This window comes from Thiospirillum jenense, assembly GCF_014145225.1.
Taxonomy (GTDB): Bacteria; Pseudomonadota; Gammaproteobacteria; order Chromatiales; family Chromatiaceae; genus Thiospirillum; species Thiospirillum jenense.
On sequence record NZ_JABVCQ010000005.1, the window covers coordinates 18603 to 40811 of the forward strand.

Consider the following 22209-nt stretch of genomic DNA (forward strand, 5'->3'; position numbering starts at 1 on the left):
GTATCGGAGACCATGATTGATGATTTTGACAGTTGTCGCCGGCGTCATCACCGACTCAAGCGGTCGCGTCCTCATCACCCAGCGCCGCGCTGACGTGCCATTTGCCGGTTGCTGGGAATTCCCGGGCGGCAAATTAAACCCACAGGAAGCGCCGCTGGCGGGATTAGCGCGGGAATTGACCGAAGAATTGGGCATCACGCTCACCGCCGCCCAGCCGCTCATCACCGTTCACCATGACAACCCGCTCACGCAGCGGCGGCTGTGGCTGTCGGTGTACCGCGTCACGGCGTATCACGGGCAACCGAACGGGTGCGAAGGGCAACCGCTGCGCTGGTGTGATCCACAAACACTTGATCCGGCTGAATTTCCGCCGCTCGACCGCCCCGTGATCCGAGCGTTGCAATTGCCAAATTTGTCGCTCATCACCCCCGAGCCGACGGGCGATGTGGCAGCATTTGTCAGGCAATTGGAGCGGGCGTTGCAGACGGGGATTCAACTGGTGCAATTACGCGCCAAGTCATTGACGGATGGGGAATTCGCGCAACTTGCGCAACAGGTGAGCGGGATGTGTCAGCAGTATTCAGCGCAGCTCGTATTCAACCGGCCGCTCGCCAGTTTGCAGCGCGGCACGTTTAACGCCATTGCGCATCACGGCTGGCACCTGACCGCCGCGGACCTGTCACAGTTGACACAGCGCCCGACAGCGCCAGCATTACTTGGCGTATCCTGTCATACGGCTGCCGATTTACGCCACGCCGCGCAGGTGGAGGCAGACTACGCGCTCCTGTCACCGGTGCAGCCCACGCGCAGTCATCCCGACGCCCAACCGCTGGGCTGGGAACAATTTAGCCAACTGGTCGCCACTGCCAACCTGCCGGTGTACGCGCTCGGTGGCGTCGGCCGCGAGCATTTGATCCACGCCCAGCAGTGCGGTGCGCAAGGCATCGCCGCCATTCGTGGACTGTGGCGCGATCAGTCGCAACATCAGGCAACCGCCGCTTGACCTGAACCGCTGGCGCGATGTGACAACCGCGTTTCTTGATTGCTTTGCTCGATCAAACTGTGAATTTCACGCCCGACGACCACGCGGCTGTCGAGTTTAAACGCCCGCCCCTCGCGCCAACTGGCCGCGGCGGCATCGGCGACTAACGGCAAGCCCTGACGGCAAAGTTCCCAAATAGCACGGTGTTGAGTGGGTGACATGGCGGCAGCCTCCAGTGTGTGATCTGACTCTTGAGTAACGGTGAAAGCGTGAGAATTGGTCATTAGAATACTTAACTCGATAAGTTCGACAATTGGTAGTTTCCGTGTCACATAAATGAGACGTGTGGCGTTCATGTCAAGATTAGCACAGGAAACGCGGCTCACGCTATTGCCACTGCGACACCCTCAGATTGGTTGCGTGTCATGCGTGTAGCACCCACACGTTTTACCACCGATCATGCAATGAACATACCGAGGTTACAGCACCGCCCCCGACGTGGCAAAATTGGCCATCGCTGCTGTATCGCGCCGGTTTTTGTTTCAATGCTCACATCACCGTTAACGGCACCTTTCAACCGACTCCGACCCAAACAGGAATAGCGATGGATGCGTTACTGCGCCACCTGTCTCATTGGCTGCTGCGACTACTGCCACCCGAACGCCAGCAGCAACTGCTCACCACCCTGCACCCCTTTTGGCAGCAGCTTCAACCGCGACTGGCACAACTGCGCGCCACGTTGTCGGGTAACACCGATTCCGCCACCGACCCGGCTGCCGTGTGGCACATTGCCGACGTGTTTGATTTTGACCACTACGTTGACGCCGATGAACAAACGCTGCGTGACCAACCGCGTCAGCGCAAACAATTAGCACAGCGTGATCGGACGTTGTATTTAGAACACATCAAACCCGTTGTGGCGGCAACCGAACATTCACTCACCCACCGCCGCGCCGCCCTCCGCCACTGGTTAGAAATGCGGCGGCAAAATGAATCCCCCGACCTACGAGAACTACTCCCCGGCGCCGCGTTCGAGCGCAGTCAACGCTTGCTAACACTCGCGCTGGCGCTGATTGGCATGATCGTCGGCGGCAGCCTCGCCTCGATCTTATTACAGTATGACGGTCACACCCCGGTGAGCATCACCTGGTACCTCTTCTGGTTGGTATTTTTACAACTGTTGCTAGTCGGCGGCACCGCAACCGTCTGGGCGCTGCGCCGCGCTCGACCAATGCAAAAAGTCGCCGAAGACGTCTCATGGCTTGCCCGCGCATTACAACCCGCATTCACCCGCCTGGCTGCGTGGCTGCAACACCAGCGATTAGCGCACCTACCCGCCGACATCCGCAATCAAGCACAGGCATCTCGCGGTCAATTCACTGCACAGGTCGCGCTTTACGGCCGCGCCGCCTATTTACCCTTATTAATTCCAATTCAAGCCTTAGGCATTGGTTTTAATCTCGGCGCCATTCTCATCACCGTATTAACCGAATTATTCAGTGATTTAGCATTTGGCTGGGGAACGGCACTCAATATTGACGCGCAAACGGTTTATCATTTCACACGCTTTATTGCCCTGCCCTGGGGCTGGTTATTTGGAGAAGGCACCGGCTATCCATCGCTCGCTGCAATTGAAGGCACGCGCATTTTATTAAAAAACCCACTCGCCTGGAGCAGTGGCGAATATTTACGCGCCTGGCGCTGGTTTTTAATTTTCGCCGTCATCAGCTACGGGTTAATGCCGCGCTTATTATTACTCTGGCTATCCATTCGCACCCAAGCGCACACCCTCGCCAATTTGCCCTTCACCCATCAACAAACCCAAGCATTATATGCGCGGTTATTAGCACCGAGTTTAGAAACTGCGACCAGCGGCAGCGGCGTTGGCCCCGCCATGCCAATTCCCGCAGCATTACCTGTTTCATCCACTACTGAATTGCAAACCAGCGCGCCATCATTCACATCACCCGCAACAGCGGCGCCGTCATTGGCAATGAACGAATTAACAACCGCTGAATTGACCGCCAACGAAACGGCGGCGGGCGAATTGACAGCAACCGACTTTACCGCTAATGAGACGGCCGCAGTTGAATTGATAAAAACCGTTCCCCCCCCTTTAGCAAAGGCAATCGCCCCCCCCCCTTTAGCAAAGGGGGGCAGGGGGGATTTATCAACGCCATCCGCCGACGCTATTATCCAACCCCCCGCGCCGGGCATTGCCGCTGACGCCTGCATCCTATTGATTCACCTTGATATTGCCGACATCCTCACCGCTGACGATCATACCCGTTTGCAGCAATTATTATTACAAGCATCAGGTTGGCGCGTGGTCACAACGGTCACTTTTGGCGGCAATACAGCAATAGCCGATCAAGCAATTGCATTATTAGAAACGAGTCGTTGGGAATCACCACCAGCGCGAGTAGCATTATTAACTGATGGTTCGCAACCACCGATTACCGAGCATTTGCGCTTTTTACGGCGGGTGCGGGCAGCCATTGGTCAACAAGCAGCGTTGTTATTAGCGCTGACCGGTGATCCAGATGGGGATGATCCATTGCCACCAGTGCGCCCATTTGATTTAATTGATTGGCAACGCAAAATAGATCAATTAGGTGATCCGTATTTGCGGTTAATGCCACTGCTACCCGATGATAATGACGAGACAGTCGGAGGTGCGGAATGAAAACAACCACACCGGTATTAGCCATCATGGGGCATCCCAACGCGGGTAAATCGTCAATTGTGGCGACCTTAACTGAAAATGACCGCATTGATATTGACCAACGGGCTGGGACGACCACGCGCTCCGATCATTACCCCGTCATTATTGACGGCCAGCCGATTATTGAATTTATTGATACGCCGGGGTTTCAAAATCCGAGTGCGATTTTGGAATGGTTTCAACAGCATTTGAATGAACCAGACCTGCCTCGTGCATTTGTCGCTGCCCATCGCACTGATGCGTTATTTAGCCACGATTGCGCATTATTAAAACCCGTGGCCGACGGCGCCGGGATTATTTTGGTAATTGACGGTTCTAAACGCATTAAAGAAAAAGACCGCACCGAAATGGAATTATTGCGCTTGACTGGTCGCCCGCGCATGGCGGTATTAAATAATCTCAGTACGCATCAAAAGTACAATCAAGATTGGCAAGATGCGTTGAATAAAGCCTTTAATTCGGTGCGCGAGTTTAATGCCCATCGGGCAACCTATGCTGAACGCATTAGCCTATTAAATGCACTCAAGAGTATTGACCAACGCTGGGAACCGCAATTAAACACCACGATTGAAGCCTTTGAACGTGATTGGGAACGGCGCATTCATCATACCGTTATGACCATTCTCAGTTTATTAAAACAGGCATTAACGCTGCGCGTGACGCATGTCGTGCGGGTCACAGAACTGCGCTCTGATCGGGAACGGCAAGCCATTCAAACCCGTTTGCAACAGCGGTTTCAAGATGAATTGCGGCAATTAGAATTGGAAGCGCATAAACAGATTCGGGTGCATTTCAAACATCATGTGTGGCACGCGGCGCCCGATTCAATTTTACAGAAAGATTTATTTTCTAATGAAGTTGGCAGAGCATTGGGATTAAATCGTACTCAACGCATGTTAATTGGCGCCGCCGCTGGCGTGACGGCAGGGGTGGGAATTGATGTGTCATTAGTTGGCGCCAGTTTAGGATTAGGCATGATGATTGGCGCGACCGCCGGCGGCGTAATTGGTGCATTAGGCGGCGCGGCGTTGGCAAAAATAGATATTCAACGCACGTTAGGCGTCGAGCGGTTTTCTTTAGGCCCCGTGACTAATCCACACTTCCCATTTATTTTATTAGATCGCAGCGTATTGTATTGTGCGCGGGCAATGAATTGGTCACACGGCCGCAAAGCCGCCAATGAACTGGCGCCGGATCGCGTACCCGATAAAGCCATTAAAAAACAGCATGGATTTGCCGAAGAATTGACCACTGAACAGCAGCGATTGTTAATGCGATTCTTTACCGATGTGCGGCGCGGCAAAGACAGTCAATATGAAGATTCGTGCCGCACTATCATTGCCGATATGCTGCGCGATTTATCTGACAACCGAATTGATAGCCGCACAAATTTATAATAGCTTTGAATTAAAAACCCACGCTCAAACTTCGTTCAGTATCATTCAAAATTGCTCTACGGCAGCGTCATTCCTAATACCTGTAAATACGCTCGCGCACTCTGATTGATTTGATAGGGCGCGAGCGTCGCCTCAAAATCCGCCGCGCTCGGTTGGCGGTCAAGCCAGATCGCAATTGCCGTTGCCAGCGCGTCCAGGTCGCCAACTGGCACTAATGCACCACAGTTGCTATTTTCCAACACTTCTGCCGCCCCGCCGCCCGGACACGCGGTCGCAATCGCCGGCGTGTGCGTCGCCAACGCCTCAACCAGCGCAACCGGCAGCCCCTCCCACCGCGAACTCAGCACGAATAACCGCGCTTGCCGCATGAACGGGTACGGATTTGCTTGAAAGCCGAGTAGCGCAAAGTCATCACTGATGCCGAGTGTGGCGGCAAGACAACGCAACTGGTCTGCACGCCGCCCGCGGCCGAGGATCATTAAGCGACACATTCGTTGTTGTCTGACTTTAGCCACAGCGCGGATCAGGGTGGCGAAATCCTTGCGTTCACTCAATTCACCGACGCCTAAAATCACCGGCGGGGCGGTCGGATCAATTAACCAGGGATGGGTTAATTCGGCAGCGGCCAATGTGAATAAACGCGGTGTAATAATTGGGCTGCGCACGACCTGAATATGCGCGGGTGATAATTGCGCGAATTGGGCTAAATCATTCGCCACACCTATTGCCGGGACAATTACTGCGTGGGCATGTGAATAAAGCAATTGCATTGATAAGCGTTGCACCTGGCGATCTAACCAATTGCGGGCGGCTAAATTAGTTGAGACCACAGTGCCAATACGCACGACGACGCGAGTTGATTGACCTGTGACCTGATTGGCAATAATGGCAAGGCGATTGACTCGGTCTTTATCAGTTAATAACGCGGCCGGACGTTCACGGCGCATATAACGAATTAAACCGGGTAACGCACTGGTGACGTGGCGGGTGTTTAATGCAATGTGGCGGGCGTGGTTTAATTCATCAAACGGATAAGCGGGGCCGTGATTGGCAATGGTTAATAGGTCAGTTTCAATTCCCCATGCGTCGAATTGAGTGACCAGATTGATTAAAACACGGTCAACACCACTGTGGCCGGAAGTGGCTGCAAATAGGGCGAGGCGGGTGGTGTTCATAATTAAAAATGATTTAATCAACTTGTCAACTGATATTAAATATGCTACGATGCGCAAATATACTAGGTATTTTAACTTAATCAGGAGGTTGTGGCTATCTAACATTAACACTGTTTGACATAAAACAGTAAAAAGAGGTATTCAACGATGTATGTTCTGATGTTAAGCATTCATGGTCTTATTCGTGGTCACGATTTAGAACTCGGCCGCGATGCCGATACCGGCGGTCAAACAAAATATGTGCTTGAATTAGCCCGCGCTTTAGGCGAACGCGATGATGTGAATCAAGTTGATTTAGTCACGCGGCGTATTATTGATCCCAGCGTGAGTCCCGATTATGCCGAACCCATTACCCAATTAACACCAAAAACGCGCATTGTGCGTATTGATGCTGGTCCCGATGGGTATTTACCAAAAGAACAACTATGGGATTATTTGGATAATTTTGTTGATAATCTCACCGCTTTTTTGCATGAACAAGGCTGTTGGCCAACTATTGTTCATAGCCATTATGCCGATGCCGGTTTTGTTGGTATCAAGCTGTCTAATTTAATTGGTGTTTCATTAGTTCATACCGGTCATTCATTGGGTCGTGATAAACGCCAGCGCCTGTTAGCAGCCGGATTAGATAGCGATCAAATTGATACGCGCTATAATATGTTGCGGCGTATTGAAGCCGAAGAAACCGTGCTTGCTAGTGCCGAGTTAATTATTACAAGCACCCACAACGAAATTGAAGAACAATACGGGCTATACGATTATTATCTGCCTGAACGAATGCAAGTAATTCCCCCAGGTGTTGATTTACAACAATTTTACCCGCCGGATGAAAGCGACATATTAAATCCATTTGCCGATGAATTAGCGCGATTTCTTGATGCACCAGAAAAGCCGTTAGTTTTAGCGTTATCGCGTGCTGATCAACGTAAAAATCTTGTCACCTTTTTAGAATCTTATGGCGAATGTCAACCATTGCGTGCCTGCGCTAATGTGTTAATTATTGCTGGTAATCGAGATGATATTCGTGATCTTGATGAGAATGCGCGTACCGTTCTGACTGATCTCTTAATTACGATTGATGCGTATGATCTATATGGACAGGTGGCCATTCCCAAGCACCATAGTGCGAATGATGTCCCCAAAATTTACCGTCTAGTTGCACACTCAAAGGGCGTATTTATTAATCCAGCATTAACCGAGCCATTTGGGTTAACGCTGCTGGAAGCGGCAGCAACTGGATTGCCAATTGTGGCCACTGAAAATGGTGGTCCGGTTGACATTATTAACAATTGTCATAATGGACAACTCATTGACCCTTTTGATCGTACTGCCATTAGCCAAGCATTATTAGCTATTTTAGAGAATCCGCAACTATGGCAGCAGTATTCTGATAGTGGTCGAATTGGCGTACAGCGTTATTATGCGTGGTCAGCACATGCGGCAACCTATTGTCGTTTAATTGCGCCACTGGTAGAACGTCATGAAATTATTCCTGATACACCGCCCATGCGCCGCAGTTTGGCATATCGGGATCGAGCGTTCTTTACTGATCTTGATGAGGCATTAATTGGCGATTTTGAGAGTCTCAATGAATTGATTACAATTATTCGCCGTCATAAACGCTGTGCTAATTTTGGCGTTGTCACGGGGCGCCGGCGGGATTCTGCATTAACAATGCTTCGACAACATCATATTCCAATTCCAGATGTTTTAATTACAGGTCTTGGCACCGAAATTCATTACAGCACTCAATTAGTGCCAGATGATTATTGGCACGATCATATTGACCACTTATGGAAACCGAAAGCGATTCGTCAGGTGCTGGCCACGGTACCTGGATTGACATTGCAGAATAAAACGGAACAAAGCCGATTTAAAATTGCTTATCTCTATACCGCTGAAATAGCACCCAGTTTAGAAGATATTGCCACATTGCTCCGTACCCATGATTTAAGCGTTAATCTTTTATGTGCATTTGGTCACTTTCTGGATGTAGTTCCCATTCGTGCGAGCAAAGGACAAGCCGTCCGCTACGTTGCGCATCGTTTTGGTATTGCACTCGATCATGTATTAGTTGTTGGTAATTCAGCAGCCGATGAAGACATGATGCGCGGCAATACCCTGGCAGTGGTGCTTGCGAATCATCATGCCAATGATCTCGCATCATTAGCCGAATTAGAACGCATCTATTTTGCGCAACACTCTTATGCACGCGGTATTTTAGAAGCAATTGACTACTATGATTTTTTCCGTACCTGTAGCGTCCCGGCAGTATGAGTATTCCACCGCTATTACTCTGCACTGATTTGGATCAAACTTTATTACCCAATGGCGCGCATCCTGAATCACCACAGGCCTGGCATGATTTCCAACACCTACTCACTATTGCCCCAATTACATTGGTTTTTGTTACCGGGCGCAGCCTCGCTTTAGTCATTACCGCAATTGAACAATACGCATTACCGCTGCCGACCTATATTATAAGTGATGTTGGCACTAATCTTTATTGCCAACATCAGGGGCAATGGCAACTCTTATCTGCTTGGCATCATCACATTAATTGTCATTGGCCGGCGCCAGACGAGATTAAAAAGTGTTTAGCGCTTTTGCCCGAATTAACGTTGCAAGCGAGTGTTCATCAAGGCGATTATAAGGTGAGTTATTTACTTCCCATCTGCGCAAATCCCGTTGCCTATTGTGAACAAATTCAACAGCAGTTATTGGCAGCAAATATGCAAGTGCGGCTGATTTACAGCGCGGATGTTATTCATCAAACCGGTCTATTAGATATAGTGCCGAATAGCGCATCTAAACGTCACGCGATTGAGTTTTTACAACAACTACTCGGATATACGCATCACACGACGCTCTTTGCCGGGGATAGCGGTAATGATTTAGAAGTATTAGCGAGTTCAATTCCAGCGGTATTAGTCGCTAATGCCGCGCCGCAAATACGTCATATTGCCCAACAACACGCGCAGGTCGCAGGATGTGCCGCCCAGCTTTATTGTGCGCAGGGTGGCTGGCGGGATTATAACGGCAATTATAGTGCCGGTATTTTAGAAGGTATTGCGCATTTTCGCCCAGACATCATTGCACTAATAAATGAAATCCATTAAATCGCCCAACATCACCGCCCCCAGCTTATTTGGATACTGCAACCATGTATGAACCCGTTGCTCATGCGTTATTAAATGAAATTCTTGATGAGCTGAGTCATCAAGTTGTCCGCGAAGATTTGCGACATTTTTATACTCGTTTAGGGGCTAATTTCTACGCCATTTATTCACTTTTCAGTCATCTTTATGGGCAACGTCAAGATTTTAAGCCACAAATCATTCATTTAACCGAACGGTTAGCGCGGGCTTATATTGCACGTCCAGAGCGCCTGCGCCAATTGGATACAGAACGTGAAAAAAATCATGATTGGTTTATTAGTCAAGAATGGGTTGGGATGGCGATCTATTTGAATGGCTTTGCGGGTAATTTGAATGGGTTATTAGAACGATTGCCGTATTTGCAAGAATTGGGAATTAACGTCATTCACGTTATGCCAATTTTACGCTGTCCGCGTGGCGCCAGTGATGGCGGTTATGCCGTGAGTGATTTCCGCGATATTGACCCCCGCGTTGGCACATTATCCGAAATACAAACGCTTGCCGAAGTTATGCAAAGTTACGGCATGTTATTAACGCTGGATGTGGTGGTTAATCACACGTCTAATGAACATGAATGGGCGCAAGCGGCCTGTGCTGGTCATGCGGTTTATCAGGATTTTTATTACCTGTTTCCGACCCGTGATGTGCCAGATATGTTTGAAAAAACCTTGCCGGAAATTTTCCCTGAAAACGCGCCGGGTAATTTCACTTGGGTACCAGAAATCAATCAATGGGCAATGACCGTTTTTAATAACTATCAGTGGGATTTGAAGTATTCTAATCCCGCCGTATTTATTGAAATGTTAGATGTCATTCTGTTTTGGGCTAATCAAGGTGCGGATATTTTGCGATTAGATGCGGTGGCATTTTTATGGAAAAAAATTGGCACCGCTTCACAAAACGAACGCGAAGCGCATTTAATTTTGCAATTAATGAAAGACTGCTGCCAAGTCGTTGCGCCCGGGACACTATTCATTGCCGAAGCAATTGTCGCCCCCTCTGAAATTATTAAATACTTTGGTGAAGACGCCGTCATCGCAAAAGAATGTGAAATCGCATATAACGCGACTTTCATGGCTTTACTATGGGATGCGGTTGCCACCAAAAACGCCCGTTTATTAAATCGCGGTATTAAAAGTTTGCCGAGTAAATTAGATCGTGCCACCTGGTTAAATTATCTCCGCTGTCACGACGATATTGGTCTCGGTTTTGATGATGCTGATATTCGCGCCTGCGGTTATGAACCCTATGCCCACCGCCATTTTTTAGTGGAATGGTTCACCGGTGTTTTTGAAGATTCCCCCGCATCTGGCCGCCCTTTTGGAGTAAATGCTAAAACCGGTGATGCGCGTATTGTCGGCACCTTGGCATCATTAGTTGGATTAGAAACAGCGCGCCAAGCCAATGATGAACCGGCAATTAGTCAAGCGATTGCGTTAATTCTCACATTACATGCCATGATTTTATCTTTCGGCGGCATTCCATTATTATGGTATGGCGACGAAGGGGGTACCTGTAATGATTATTCTTTTTTAGAAGATGACAATAAATCTAATGACACCCGCTGGCTACATCGTCCCTATATTGATTGGACACAGGTTGAACGACGGCACGACAGTGGCACGATTGAACAACAGCTGTTTGATGGTCTTAAACGGATGATTGCGATCCGCAAAAATATCCAAGTATTTGCCGATTTTAATAACCGCGAATTGATTGATGTGCCAAATCCACATTTATTTGTCTTTTTGCGCAGTCATCCGAGCGTCATTGCAAACTCGGTCTTAGTGATTGCGAATTTTGATACGAAACCGCAACATCTTGCGCTTGCAGATTTGAGTACAAATGCGCGGGCAATTTTTCGTTATGGTCAGGTGCAGGATTTAATTTCCAACATGGCGCCTGCGCTGTTTAATGAAGTGTTGATTATTCCACCATGTCATTTTTATTGGTTGAGTGGCCAGTCAAGTAACCGATTAACTTAATCAACCTAAGTTGTTGATAATTAACACTTTTATTTGCTCGCGGTTATCATACTGTCCGCACCCGTTCCCATAAGTCTAAATGCACGGCGCGGCTTTGTTCTGGATCAATCCGCACCTCGGCAATTTGTGATAATTCAGCAAACTTTGGCATTAACAGTTGTTGAAAATGGGCGCGGTCGTCAATGAGCGAATGGGTGAGATAAAAGGCTTTGGCTAAATGGGATAAATCAAATTGCTGCGGTGTGCGCCAGAGTGTTTCTAATCCAGTTAATTGCCGTTGCGGTAAATAATCAAAAATCCGCCCGCCGCCGTTGTTAATGATAATGAGCGGGCGAGTGAAGCGCGGCGCGAGGAATAAACCGCTGACATCGTGGCAGAATGATAAATCACCAATTAATCCCCAGGTTGGCTGGCCGGCGTGATTCAATCCCGCCAACGTGGATAATTGCCCATCAATTCCGCTGACGCCGCGATTGCCGAATACGCGCAATGCTGCCGTCGGGCGTAAATCGGGTAACGCTGTCCAAGTGTCTAATTGCCGAATCGGTAATGAATTAGCGCATAACAGCGCATCGGTTGGCGGCAATTGATTGAATAAATCTTGAATACAGTGCGCTTCACACCAGTGCGCTTCATTTAATAACTCAGCCATTAACGCGGTCATGCGCTGCTCGGCAGTGTGCCAAGCATTTAATTGATGCGTTTCGGGCGCGACCTGCGGCGGCGTTGTGGCCAATTGCCGACACACGGCCGCGGGTGTGGCGTGAATGCACCAGCGCACGTCGTGCGTCGGATCAGACCAGCTCGCGTCGGGGCTGACCAGTAGCGCCGGTACGCCGCGCAACCACTCGGTCAAGACTTTTGACACCGGCGCTCGCCCCAAGCGCAATACCCAGTCGGGGCGGAGGTGCGCGGCGAGGGTGGGATTGCGTAACAGGGTATCGTAACTGCGGATGCGGTTGGCGGGCGCGTGACCTGCCGCCGTCGCGCCGAACCGCAGTCCCGATAGCACGTCGGGCAGCACCGGCCAGCCATGTTGGGCGGCGGCTTGCCACAGGAACGCGGCGCAGTCGGTGGCGTAGTCGCCCGCGCCGCAGACAATCAACCCGCGACCGCGTGGGAGGTGCAGATCGCCTGCCGTCCTAACCCCGTTCTCCGAAAATCCGCCCGCCTCGTTCAGCAGGGGCGGTTCGGGGCGCGGGAGAACATCCGCCACCAGCGGCTCGGCAAATGCCAGATTCAAATGCACCGGCCCCGGCATGGGTGACTTCGCCCGCGTCGCCGCCCGCAACCCGAGTGCAAACGCCGCTTTCAACGCCGCCGGGCTATTTTCCGGCAAACCCGGCGCGTGAAACTCGCGCACGAATTGACCAAATAACCGTGTTTGATCAATGGTTTGATTAGCGCCGAACTGCTGCAACGCGGGCGGGCGGTCAGCCGACAGCAGCACCAGCGGGACGTTCGCGGTTGACGCCTCGATCACCGCCGGATACCAGTGCGCGGGTGCGCTGCCCGAGGTGGCGAGTAACGCGACCGGCGCACCCCGCGCTTGGGCGTGACCGAGGGCGAAAAATGCCGCGCTGCGCTCATCCAGAATTGGGATTAATGCCAACGCGGTCGGGCGCTGCTGCGCGGCGAGAATGACTGGAGTTGAACGTGAGCCGGGTGACAGCACCAGCGTCGTCACGCCGGCGGTGATCAAGCCGTCGAGCAGCGCCAGCGCCCAGTGGATTTGCGCGGCGGCGACTTGATTGGAATCAGAATTGGAATTCGGTGCGGGCATGGCAGCACCCCCTCGCGGCGTGACAGTTGAGAATTAGACGAATTGTAACGCCGTCAACATCGCGCTCAACTTCGCTTCCGTTTCCTGCCACTCGGCTTGCGGATCAGAGCCGGTGACAATCCCCGAGCCGGCGTGTAACTCCGCTGCTGCCCCGCAAATGTGGGCGCAGCGCAACAGCACCCACAGATCGGCATTCAACCCGCCCGTCGTGACATCGGGTTCAATCCAACCGGCCGCGCCGGTGTACCAGCCACGCGAAAACGGCTCGTGCGCTTGCAACCACGCCCGCGCTGTCGCTCGCGGCTCACCATTGGTCGCCGGCGTTGGATGCAACCGCTCGGCCAAATCAAACACATCCACCCCGGCGTTGACCTCCGCCACGACTGGCGTCCACAAATGCTGCGCGTTGTTTAACTGCATCACCTGCAACGGACTCGTCTCCAATCCGCTACACAAGGGCAATAGCGCCGCCCACACCGCATCCACAACGTAACGATGTTCCAGTAAATCTTTCGCCGACGCCCGCAGTGCTGCCGACAGCGCCGCATCCTGTTCCGCCGATTTCGCCCGCGCCACCGTCCCGGCAATCGCGTCCACTTCCACCCGCCGCCCGCGTAAATGCAGCAACCGCTCCGGTGTGGCCGCGACCAAGTGCGCGGCTGGGGCAGCGGCAGTGTGACGTAAGTTGATGATTTGACAGGACGGAAACAGGTCAGCCAACGCGCCGTGCAACCGTTCCAGATCAAACTCGCGCCCGGCGGTGATAGTCAACTGGCGTGACAGCACCACTTTCGACAGCACCCCGGCGTTAATCTGCACCAGCGCCTGCCGCACCAACTGGCACCAGTCGTTGTAATTGGGTAACAGATGAGTCGGCGTCAGTGACAGCGCGCCGCGCTCGCGCAACGCCCGCAACTGCAATGCGGGCGCTCGCGGGGGGTACAGCGCCGTCACCAACGGCGCAAGTAATGCCAACCACTGCTGCAACGCCCGCTCGGGTGTGGTCGGCAACGCGACGGTGAAAATCAGCGCGGCCGCGGTGGCGGTTTTGCGCAGCGCGATCTGTGGAATCCACAGCAGCGCGTTGGGTAACTGGTGATCGGTCGCGTCCAGCGAGATTAATTCCGCCGAGTCGGCCGCAGCAAAGCCGAGTAACGCAAAGCCCGGATAACCGGTGTGATCCGGGTCAACCTGTTGCCAGTCAGTTGCCCAGGTGCGAGCGACGGCGGCGAGTTGCTGTAACCGCTGCGTCCCGCTGGCTTGCCACTCGGCCGCGACGCCGTAACCGGAGCGCAGCTCGCCGGCGTGGGTTTGCGTCAGGTGAAATTGCGCACCGGAAGACAGTTGCGGCAGCCGCACCGGCGGTTCAGGCAGCGCCAGCGTCAGTGACACAAAACCAGTCGGCCGGGTCAGTGGCAGGTGGGGAAGGTGCGCGGCCAGCCGCGCCCGCAGGTGGTCAAGCATTGCCGCGTCGGGATCCAGTGCCGCAGTCGGGGAGGTGTGTGAATGTGAAATCGCCAGCGCCGCCGCTCCCGTTAGTTGGGGCTGCCGGGCATTTCATGCCAGAACGCATCAACCGCGGAGATGGTTTCGTAGGGGCGTTCCCACTGCGGGATGCCCAGCGTTGGGCTGACGCGGGTGGCGCGCCAGTTGCGATGCCCCAGCAGAAAATTGGGCAGGGTTTCAAATGAAACGTGGGCGTCACGGTCGTAGATCGCCAGTACCGGCTGTTCGATTTTGGCGTAAATCAGGTTCATCACGTCGGTGGTGAACAGTTGCCCGGAGAGGAAATAGTACGGCGCGTGACGGGCGCCCGGCTGGTGGGCGGTCAAATAAGCGTAATCAATCAACTCGGCGGGTGGCTCGCCGACATAGCTGGAACGCAGGAAGTAACGGATACTCGGGCGGACGGTGAGTAGATTGTATAACCCTTCACCGAGGCCGGGGAGGGTGAAAAAGCGGTGCAGTGCGCGACCGGTGCGGCCGGTGGGCAGGCCGCGGCGGTTAAAGCCGGTGGGCGAGAGCATGACCAGGCGGTTGAACCACTCGGGGGAGACCAGCGCGGCGCGGGCTAGGAATTCGCTGCTGAGAGAAAATGCCATCACATCAGCGCGTTGTTTCACCACGTTGACCAAAAAGGCGACGATGGCGTTGGCGTACAACTCGGGCGTGTACGGGCGGTCACTGCGATCTGAGCCGCCAAAGCCGGGCAGTTCTGGGACGTACACCCGCCGCGTGGTGCGGTAGTGGTCAAACAGCGGTTTCATTTCAAACGCACTCGGCGCGGCGTTGATACTGTGAATCAGTACCAGCGGCGCGGCGTCTTCGGGACCGGCGACGTAATAGCGGATGTCGTTGAGGTGCAACGTGGAAAACACGGCGCTGTCGGCATCGAGTGCCGGCGGGAGCGTGGTCGGAGAATGTGCAGCCATAGATGTACCTAACTCATTGATTGACGGTGAACAGCGACGCAGGAGAATCAGCGATGCGGCCGTCTTGGTGCGCACCAAAACGGTGTTGAGTATAGCGCGTTTCGCGGCCGATTTTGTCACGATTCACCCGATTGGTCACTTAACGCTTATCGCGGGCGAGGCGGAACCCGACAAAGTTGTAGCGCGATTCCGGATAATTGCGATTGCGATACGCCGACCGCATTGCCCCTGGACCGCTATTGAACGCACCGCCGCGTAACACGATTGGCGTGGTGGTTGTCGGATCGGTGCAGGTGGTGTGCGCCACGCCGTAATTGGCATCGTATTCTGAACACGTCCATTCCAAAACATTGCCCAGCGTGTCATACAGCCCCCAGGCGTTGGGCAAAAATCGCCCGACGGGGGCGGCCCATTCATACCCGTCATCACACGGGAAGCCGGCGTCCCAATCGTGTTTGGTATCAGCGACATTGGCGTATTGACAGGCAATGCTGTTCTTATTGTTGTTGCCCCAAAAGCGACTGGTGCTGGTGGCGGCGCGGGTGGCAAATTCCCACTCGGCCTCGGTTGGCAGGCGGAAATGCTGCCCGGTGGAGCTATTCAACCAGCGTAAATAGGCATTTGCATCATGCCAACTGACACAGGTCACGGGTTCATTTGGATCAGGCGTGCGGGATTTATCCGGCCGCTGCCAACTTGCCCACGGGTGATAGCCCCAATTATCGGTTGGCACATCCGCATCAAACGCCCAACACCCCTGCATCTCACCGCCGCTCTGTTCGGCATCAGTTTTATACGCCGTGGCCACGACAAAGCGTTTGAACTCCGCCATGCTGACTTCATAACGCCCCAATTCAAACGGCTCGATGCACACCCGATGCTGCTGCTCATCCGGTTCACGATCCGCCTCTTTATCCGGGCTGCCCATCTGAAAACAGTCACCGGCCACGTCAACCATCGTCGGCAACAACTTCTGCCGCTCGGCCAATTGACCGCGCAACGCTACCAACCGCCCATCCGTCGGATCAATGATTTCAATCCCCGCCACTGCCTGAGTCGCGTCACCTAACGCATTGTTTGATAACGCCGTTTCAAATGCAGTCGCCAACATTTGCCGCAACTTGACCAACTGCTCGCGGGCGTCATTATTCCCCGCATTCTGTTCCAACACCGCCCGGTAACAGGTCGCCGCCGCGCTCGCCGCCGGAATTGACGCGCTCGGCTCGCTGGACGCGCTCGGCAATTGCGCGGCGCAGCGTTGTAACTGTTTAACCACATCTACCGCCAGCGCCTGCCGCGTGTCAATCTGCTTTTGCAGCGCCAGCAACGGTGCATGATGCGGCGACAACTCCAACCCGCGTTTGGTCAACAAAGTGGCCGCCTCCAGATGACCGTCATCCAACAGCGCGCTCGCCTGCCGCACCAATTCCGCCCGCTGCTTGACTTCCCCCACCTGCTGGGCGCTGACCATTTCTCCGCGTAAACTCAACAACTTAGCATCATCAGGATGCTGCGCCAGTGCCGCATCTAACACCGCCACCGCCGTCGCCAGTTGATTATCACGTTGCAACGCTGCCACCTCACCGACAATCTTGGCGACCTTGACATGGTTGGTGAACTGCGCCGTCAACTCGCCCTGCAACGTCTGCAATTCAGCGTGATCTGGTATGGCGCGCAATCCTTGACGCACCAAATCCAACGCCTGATCCCAATCCTGTTGCGCTTGTGCCGCACGAGCGCTGGTCAACAAATCAGCCGCCTGCATCTGCTGCGCCCGCGTGGCTAACTCGGTGCGGCGCTGCTGTAACTGCGCATCCCCGGGACGTAATTGCAACGCGGCATCCAGTGCCGTCACCGCGGCGGGAAAATCGCCCGTGCGAGCGGCTTGATCGGCTTGATTGCGCAGCACCTCCAGTTGCTGTTCCGTTTCACGCGCCAGTTGTTTAACCAGCGTGGTGCGCAGATCGGATAACTCCTGATCTTCCGTCCCCAGTTCGGCCATTTTTTGATCCAACAGTGCCAGCGCGGCGGTTAATTGCCCGGCCGCCATCAGATCGGAGGTTTCGGCAAGGGTGGCGCGTGAAGCCGTGCGTTGTTGCAGCCGCTGTTGCACTTGCTGGCGCAGTGCCAATAACTGCGGCTGGCTTGGCAGCAGGTTTAAACCTTCTTCAATCAACTGGGTGCTATCGTCAAGTCTTTGATCGGCTAAGTTTTTTTCAATTTGCGGCAGGAGTTGATTGACGCGCATGTGTGCCAGCACCCGCTGTTTGATCGCCAGTAAGCGGGCATCGGTTGGTGCGGCGGATAAGCCCAGCGTGAGGGTGTCCAAACTGCGTTGGAATTGACCATCACGCAGCTGCGCCAGCGCTTGGGTTTCGTAGTCATTGGTGATGACCCCGCGCTGCGCGGCCGGCGTGGGCAAGGATGCGATGAAAGTGGCGAGTGAATCATCGGTTGGCGCGATCAACATGGTCGTTACGCCGCCGGCGGCTAAAATCGCAGTGAGGCTGAGGCCAAGTGCGACTTGATTGCCGCGCCGTTGCCACCACGCCAGCGGCGGTGATTTGGCGTCATCTTCGGTTGATTCTTCTTTAAATAAATCAACCATTTCGGAAACTGCTCGACTGCGAATGACGGTGCGCTCGTCATCCGGTATGGCGGTGAAAGTACCGGTGGTGATGCCGTCCAGTTCGCGGATCAATTCGGAGGTGCTGTTAAACCGATCTTCGGGTTTTTTGGCCAGCAACTTGTCAACAATTGGCTGATAGCGCCGCAAATCATCGGTCAACACCGGCAGCGGCGCCGTGCAGTGTTTTAACGCCAAACTCACGACATCTTCGGCTTGATACGGCAGTTGACCGGTGAGCATTTCGTAAAACACCACGCCCAAACTGTACAGATCGGAGCGCGCATCAATCGGGCGGCTCATGCTCTGTTCGGGACTCATGTAACGCGGGCTGCCGACCACCATGCCGACGGTGGTGTGTTGCGGGACTTTGGTGCCGACGGCGCGGGCGATGCCGAAATCGGTTAGCACCGGATTGCCGTCCGTGCGGAACAGGATATTTTGCGGTTTGATGTCGCGGTGGATGACGCCGTTGTGATGCGCGACCGTCAAGGCTTGCGCGATGCAGCGGGTGATGCTGACGGTTTCTTCGAGACGTAATCCGCGGGCGATGCGTTGGGCAAGCGTGTCGCCGGGCAAATATTCCATCGAGAAATAATGTTGCCCGTTGATGATGTTGAAATCGTAAATAGTAACGATTTGCGGATGTTGCAGTTGGGCGATGATCTGCCCTTCTTTGACAAAGCGGGCGGTGAATTCGTCATTGGCATTGTCCTGCGGCATCATCACTTTGAGCGCCACCTGCCGCCCGAGGTGATCTTGACGTGCCAGATAAACCGTCGCCATGCCGCCTTGACCGAGTTCGCCGAGGATGGTGTAGCCGGGAATGTGCATCAGGAACCACTCAAGTTGAGATCATCAATTTCGTCAATCAGGTCGGGAAAGTTGCCGATCTTGTCGGCTACGGATCAAATCTGTCAGCGCCGCCTCGTCCAGTACCGCCACGCCCAACGCCTGCGCTCGGGTCAATTTACTCCCCGCCTTGTCACCCGCCAGCAGATAATCGGTGCGGCTTGACACGCTGCCGCTGACCCGAGCGCCGAGCGCGGTCAACTGCTCGGCAATCTCCGAGCGCGGCTGGCTGAGTTGGCCGGTGATGACAACCGTTAAACCCGCCAGCGGCAACTCAGCGGACGCCGCGCTCGGCTCAGTGACCGGTGCGCTGTCAATCGGCCACTGCAATCCCGCACCGGCCGGCTCCCGCAGACGGGCGATCACCGCTTGATTGCGCGACTCGGCAAAAAAATCGCTGATAAATTGCGCAATCGTCGGGCCAACGCCGTCAATTGCTTGCAACTCGGCCGCGCTGGTGTGCATCAATTTGTCCAAATCCCCGCCGACGTGCCGCGCCAACAGTTTAGCCGTCGCTTCGCCAACCTCCCGAATGCCCAACCCAAATAACAACCGCGCCAGCGTCGTGGTACGGCTGCGGTCGAGGGCGGCAATCAAATTGGCCGCGGATTTCTTGCCCATGCGTGGTAATTGTGCAACATCTTCCGCTGTCAGCGCGTACAAATCCGCCGGGTCGCGCACCAATTCCCGCTCGATCAGTTGGTCAACCAGTTGTTCACCCAACCCGTCAATATCCAGCGCCCGCCGTGACGCAAAATGCAGCACCGCCTGCTTGCGCTGCGCCGGACAGGATAACCCCGCCTGACAGCGCACCACCACCGCATCGGCATCGCGCACCACCGCCGCGCCGCAGATCGGGCAAATGCTCGGCAGCGTCACCACTTGCGCGGTCGGCGGGCGACGATCAAGCACCACTTCGACGATTTCCGGGATCACATCGCCAGCGCGGCGGACGATCACCGTGTCACCCACGCGAACATCTTTGCGCAACAATTCGTCGCCATTGTGCAACGTCGCCCGCGTCACGGTCACGCCCGTCAACTGCACCGGTTGCAACTGCGCAACGGGCGTGATCGCACCAGTGCGCCCGACTTGAAACATCACCGCCTCAACAATTGTTGGCAATTGCTCGGGCGGAAATTTGAACGCGATTGCCCAGCGCGGCATCCGCTCCGATTCGCCGAGCTGCTGTTGGGCGGCACGGTCGTTGAGTTTGAACACCGCGCCGTCAATCAGGTACGGCAACTGCTCGCGCTGCGCCCGCAGCTCGTGGTAATAACTTAACGCGGCGGCGTAACCCGTCACGACCTGCGTCCCCGGCACAATCGGCAAACCCCACGCGGCCAGTTGCGCTAAACACTGACTCTGCTGGGTTAACCAATCTGCCGCGCTGACCTCGGCACTGGTGCGCGCCACGCCGTAGCAATAAAACGTCAGCCGCCGCTGCTTGGTCGTCGTCTCAAGTCGCCGCAAACTGCCGGCGGCGGCGTTGCGCGGATTGGCCAGCGGGCGACGGCCGGCGGCAATAGCGGCGGCGTTGAGAATGGCAAAATCCTCCAGTGTCATCAGCACCTCGCCGCGCACTTCGAGTAACGCCGGCCAACTTTCCCCCGTCAACTGCTGCGGCAAGTTGCGAATCGTGCGCACCTGCGCGGTCACGTCCTCGCCGTGATACCCGTCACCGCGAGTTGCCGCCCGCGTCAGTTGCCCGTGTTCGTAGCAGATGCTGACCGCCAGCCCGTCCAATTTGGGTTCAGCCGAATAAGTCAGCGCGGCGGCGGGATCGGCGGATAATTTGGTGGTGAGGCGGCGGTCAAAAGCGGCGAACTCGGTTTCATCAAACGCATTGTCGAGCGACAACATCGGCACCAGATGCGCGATTTCCACCAACGCCGGCAGCGGCGTCCCACCGACGCGCTGCGTGGGTGAATCCGGCTGGCGCAGCGCCGGGTAATCGCGTTCCAGCGTGACCAATTCCTGCCACAGCAGATCGTATTCCGCGTCGCTGATTGCCGGGGCGGCGAGGACGTGATAACAGTGATCGTGGTGCGCAATCAGCCGCCGCAAATCCGCCGCCCGCATGACTAAATCGGCTGGTACGGTGTTCATGGTTTAGCCCGCGGGCGCTGGTTTTTTTGCAACGCCTTGACCTGATCGCGTAACTTGCTGATTTGCAACGGCGTGAGCGGACTGCGAGTTCTGTCCTGCACCAGACCGTTGAATTGTTCCGCCAACGCGGCCGCGGTTGAAAACATCGTGTCCAGGGTGCGCAAATCGTCGGCATCGCCGTCCAATTGCGTGAACAGCGCCAGCCCGCGAGTACGAAAATCGCGCATCCCGGTGCCGAAGGGAAAACTACCCGGGTTGACCAAATTAGCCATGCTAAACAACGTCTTTTTCACCGGTGGTGTGGTCACGCCTTTCGGCGGTTTAACCAGTGTGTAATGGTGAAAAATGGCGTGTTCCCCGGGCTGCAAATGATGTTTATTGGCGGCGGTCATCACGTCGGCACCGGTGATAGTGTCCTCCGGCACGACCACGAACAGTTGCACCAACAATTCGGTGGCGGCGGTTTGGTCAGCGGGTGAGGCGGTGGCCGCCGGTGCCGTCAATTCCGCCGCGGGTGCTTGTGATGACGGTGATGATGCGGCTGCCGTTTGATTTTCGACCGGCGCTGGGCGGGTGCGACGTAATTTGGATGACAATCCGCCGCCCCAGCGCGGCGCGGGGGGTTCTACCGGCTCGTCGTCGTCAAAAATACCTAAACTGGGTTCACGTTTGCCCAAAATCGGCTCACGTTTGCCCAAACTGGGTTCGCGGTCGTCCTCGTCAAAGCGGTTGGTGGGTGATTTGAAACTCGCCCGGCGCTGATCGGCCGCATCATCATCATCGGTGTCAGCCGCCGCCCGATCAGCGTCGTCATCGTCGTAATTGGGCGCACGGGCGTACTCCCACCAGTACAGTCCCAGCAGTAGCACCACGCCAATAGCGAGCAAAATGATCCGGAGAGTAACAGCGTCCATGAGAGTTGATCTGGAGTAAGGAATGCTATCTATTCACAACGCTCCCCGAGCATCTGACAATTTTCCAGGGT

Annotated in this window: 14 protein-coding genes; 6 read left to right on the forward strand and 8 right to left on the reverse strand. The window is 54.6% G+C overall.

Annotated features, from left to right (window positions below; all coding sequences use genetic code 11):
• Positions 1-19 precede the first annotated feature (19 nt).
• Positions 20-1003: a Nudix family hydrolase gene (locus HUK38_RS03010; RefSeq protein WP_182582380.1), complete on the forward strand. Its 984-nt coding sequence runs from the start codon at positions 20-22 to the stop codon at positions 1001-1003.
• Here HUK38_RS03010 and HUK38_RS03015 read toward each other — a convergent pair.
• On the reverse strand, positions 985-1266 hold the full coding sequence (locus HUK38_RS03015; RefSeq protein WP_238787414.1) for a hypothetical protein: 282 nt from the start codon (positions 1264-1266) through the stop codon (positions 985-987). The two genes, HUK38_RS03010 and HUK38_RS03015, sit on opposite strands and share 19 nt — an antisense overlap.
• 320 nt (positions 1267-1586) lie before the next feature.
• Here HUK38_RS03015 and HUK38_RS03020 point away from each other — a divergent pair, with 320 nt between their 5' ends.
• Together HUK38_RS03020 and HUK38_RS03025 are read left to right on the forward strand one after the other, a co-directional pair.
• Positions 1587-3668 (forward strand): DUF2868 domain-containing protein, encoded by a 2082-nt coding sequence (locus HUK38_RS03020; RefSeq protein WP_182582384.1) that lies wholly within the window; start codon positions 1587-1589, stop codon positions 3666-3668.
• Positions 3665-5104, forward strand: a complete 1440-nt coding sequence (locus HUK38_RS03025; RefSeq protein ID WP_238787416.1) for a GTPase/DUF3482 domain-containing protein — start codon at positions 3665-3667, stop codon at positions 5102-5104. The genes HUK38_RS03020 and HUK38_RS03025 overlap by 4 nt, the downstream gene beginning before the upstream one ends.
• Positions 5105-5160: 56 nt before the next feature.
• Here the strand turns inward: HUK38_RS03025 and HUK38_RS03030 are convergent, their stop codons facing one another.
• Positions 5161-6279: a glycosyltransferase gene (locus tag HUK38_RS03030; RefSeq protein ID WP_182582386.1), complete on the reverse strand. Its 1119-nt coding sequence runs from the start codon at positions 6277-6279 to the stop codon at positions 5161-5163.
• Between the two features lie 147 nt (positions 6280-6426).
• Here HUK38_RS03030 and HUK38_RS03035 point away from each other — a divergent pair, with 147 nt between their 5' ends.
• Genes HUK38_RS03035 through HUK38_RS03045 form a run of 3 tightly spaced genes read left to right on the forward strand, consistent with a single transcriptional unit; the run spans position 6427 to position 11422 of the window.
• Positions 6427-8556, forward strand: coding sequence for an HAD-IIB family hydrolase (locus HUK38_RS03035; RefSeq protein ID WP_182582387.1), 2130 nt, complete (start codon positions 6427-6429; stop codon positions 8554-8556).
• Complete coding sequence (locus HUK38_RS03040) at positions 8553-9398, forward strand: HAD family hydrolase (protein WP_182582388.1); 846 nt, start codon at positions 8553-8555, stop codon at positions 9396-9398. Before HUK38_RS03035 ends, HUK38_RS03040 begins: the two co-directional genes overlap by 4 nt.
• Before the next feature lie 44 nt (positions 9399-9442).
• Positions 9443-11422, forward strand: a complete 1980-nt coding sequence (locus tag HUK38_RS03045) for an amylosucrase (RefSeq protein ID WP_182582389.1) — start codon at positions 9443-9445, stop codon at positions 11420-11422.
• 46 nt (positions 11423-11468) lie between these two features.
• Here HUK38_RS03045 and menD read toward each other — a convergent pair whose 3' ends face one another.
• The 6 genes from menD to HUK38_RS03075 form a co-directional block, all read right to left on the reverse strand.
• Positions 11469-13205 (reverse strand): 2-succinyl-5-enolpyruvyl-6-hydroxy-3-cyclohexene-1-carboxylic-acid synthase, encoded by a 1737-nt coding sequence (menD, locus tag HUK38_RS03050; RefSeq protein ID WP_182582390.1) that lies wholly within the window; start codon positions 13203-13205, stop codon positions 11469-11471.
• Between the two features lie 33 nt (positions 13206-13238).
• A complete protein-coding gene (locus HUK38_RS03055; RefSeq protein ID WP_182582391.1) occupies positions 13239-14669 on the reverse strand; it encodes an isochorismate synthase in 1431 nt (476 codons plus the stop codon).
• 71 nt (positions 14670-14740) lie between these two features.
• The gene (locus HUK38_RS03060) at positions 14741-15637 is read right to left on the reverse strand and encodes an alpha/beta fold hydrolase (RefSeq protein WP_182582392.1); all 897 of its coding nucleotides are present in this window, start codon (positions 15635-15637) and stop codon (positions 14741-14743) included.
• A 139-nt stretch (positions 15638-15776) separates the two neighbouring features.
• Positions 15777-19097: an SUMF1/EgtB/PvdO family nonheme iron enzyme gene (locus HUK38_RS03065; protein WP_182582393.1), complete on the reverse strand. Its 3321-nt coding sequence runs from the start codon at positions 19095-19097 to the stop codon at positions 15777-15779.
• A gap of 33 nt (positions 19098-19130) precedes the next feature.
• Positions 19131-21224 carry an NAD-dependent DNA ligase LigA gene (ligA, locus tag HUK38_RS03070; RefSeq protein ID WP_182582394.1) on the reverse strand — a complete coding sequence of 698 codons (2094 nt, stop codon included), beginning with the start codon at positions 21222-21224 and terminating at the stop codon, positions 19131-19133.
• Positions 21221-22138 (reverse strand): cell division protein ZipA, encoded by a 918-nt coding sequence (locus HUK38_RS03075; protein ID WP_182582395.1) that lies wholly within the window; start codon positions 22136-22138, stop codon positions 21221-21223. Before HUK38_RS03075 ends, ligA begins: the two co-directional genes overlap by 4 nt.
• Positions 22139-22209: the final 71 nt, after the last annotated feature.

What these genes read in the sequence shown, in the direction of transcription:
- ligA (WP_182582394.1), bottom strand. Translation starts at nt 21,224, where the DNA reads ATGAACACCGTACCAGCCGATTTAGTCATGCGGGCGGCGGATTTGCGG.
- HUK38_RS03060 (WP_182582392.1), bottom strand. Translation starts at nt 15,637, where the DNA reads ATGGCTGCACATTCTCCGACCACGCTCCCGCCGGCACTCGATGCCGAC.
- HUK38_RS03010 (WP_182582380.1), top strand. Translation starts at nt 20, where the DNA reads ATGATTTTGACAGTTGTCGCCGGCGTCATCACCGACTCAAGCGGTCGC.
- HUK38_RS03020 (WP_182582384.1), top strand. Translation starts at nt 1,587, where the DNA reads ATGGATGCGTTACTGCGCCACCTGTCTCATTGGCTGCTGCGACTACTG.
- HUK38_RS03015 (WP_238787414.1), bottom strand. Translation starts at nt 1,266, where the DNA reads ATGACCAATTCTCACGCTTTCACCGTTACTCAAGAGTCAGATCACACA.
- HUK38_RS03055 (WP_182582391.1), bottom strand. Translation starts at nt 14,669, where the DNA reads ATGCTTGACCACCTGCGGGCGCGGCTGGCCGCGCACCTTCCCCACCTG.
- HUK38_RS03045 (WP_182582389.1), top strand. Translation starts at nt 9,443, where the DNA reads ATGTATGAACCCGTTGCTCATGCGTTATTAAATGAAATTCTTGATGAG.
- HUK38_RS03075 (WP_182582395.1), bottom strand. Translation starts at nt 22,138, where the DNA reads ATGGACGCTGTTACTCTCCGGATCATTTTGCTCGCTATTGGCGTGGTG.
- HUK38_RS03040 (WP_182582388.1), top strand. Translation starts at nt 8,553, where the DNA reads ATGAGTATTCCACCGCTATTACTCTGCACTGATTTGGATCAAACTTTA.
- HUK38_RS03030 (WP_182582386.1), bottom strand. Translation starts at nt 6,279, where the DNA reads ATGAACACCACCCGCCTCGCCCTATTTGCAGCCACTTCCGGCCACAGT.
- HUK38_RS03035 (WP_182582387.1), top strand. Translation starts at nt 6,427, where the DNA reads ATGTATGTTCTGATGTTAAGCATTCATGGTCTTATTCGTGGTCACGAT.
- HUK38_RS03065 (WP_182582393.1), bottom strand. Translation starts at nt 19,097, where the DNA reads ATGCACATTCCCGGCTACACCATCCTCGGCGAACTCGGTCAAGGCGGC.
- menD (WP_182582390.1), bottom strand. Translation starts at nt 13,205, where the DNA reads ATGCCCGCACCGAATTCCAATTCTGATTCCAATCAAGTCGCCGCCGCG.
- HUK38_RS03025 (WP_238787416.1), top strand. Translation starts at nt 3,665, where the DNA reads ATGAAAACAACCACACCGGTATTAGCCATCATGGGGCATCCCAACGCG.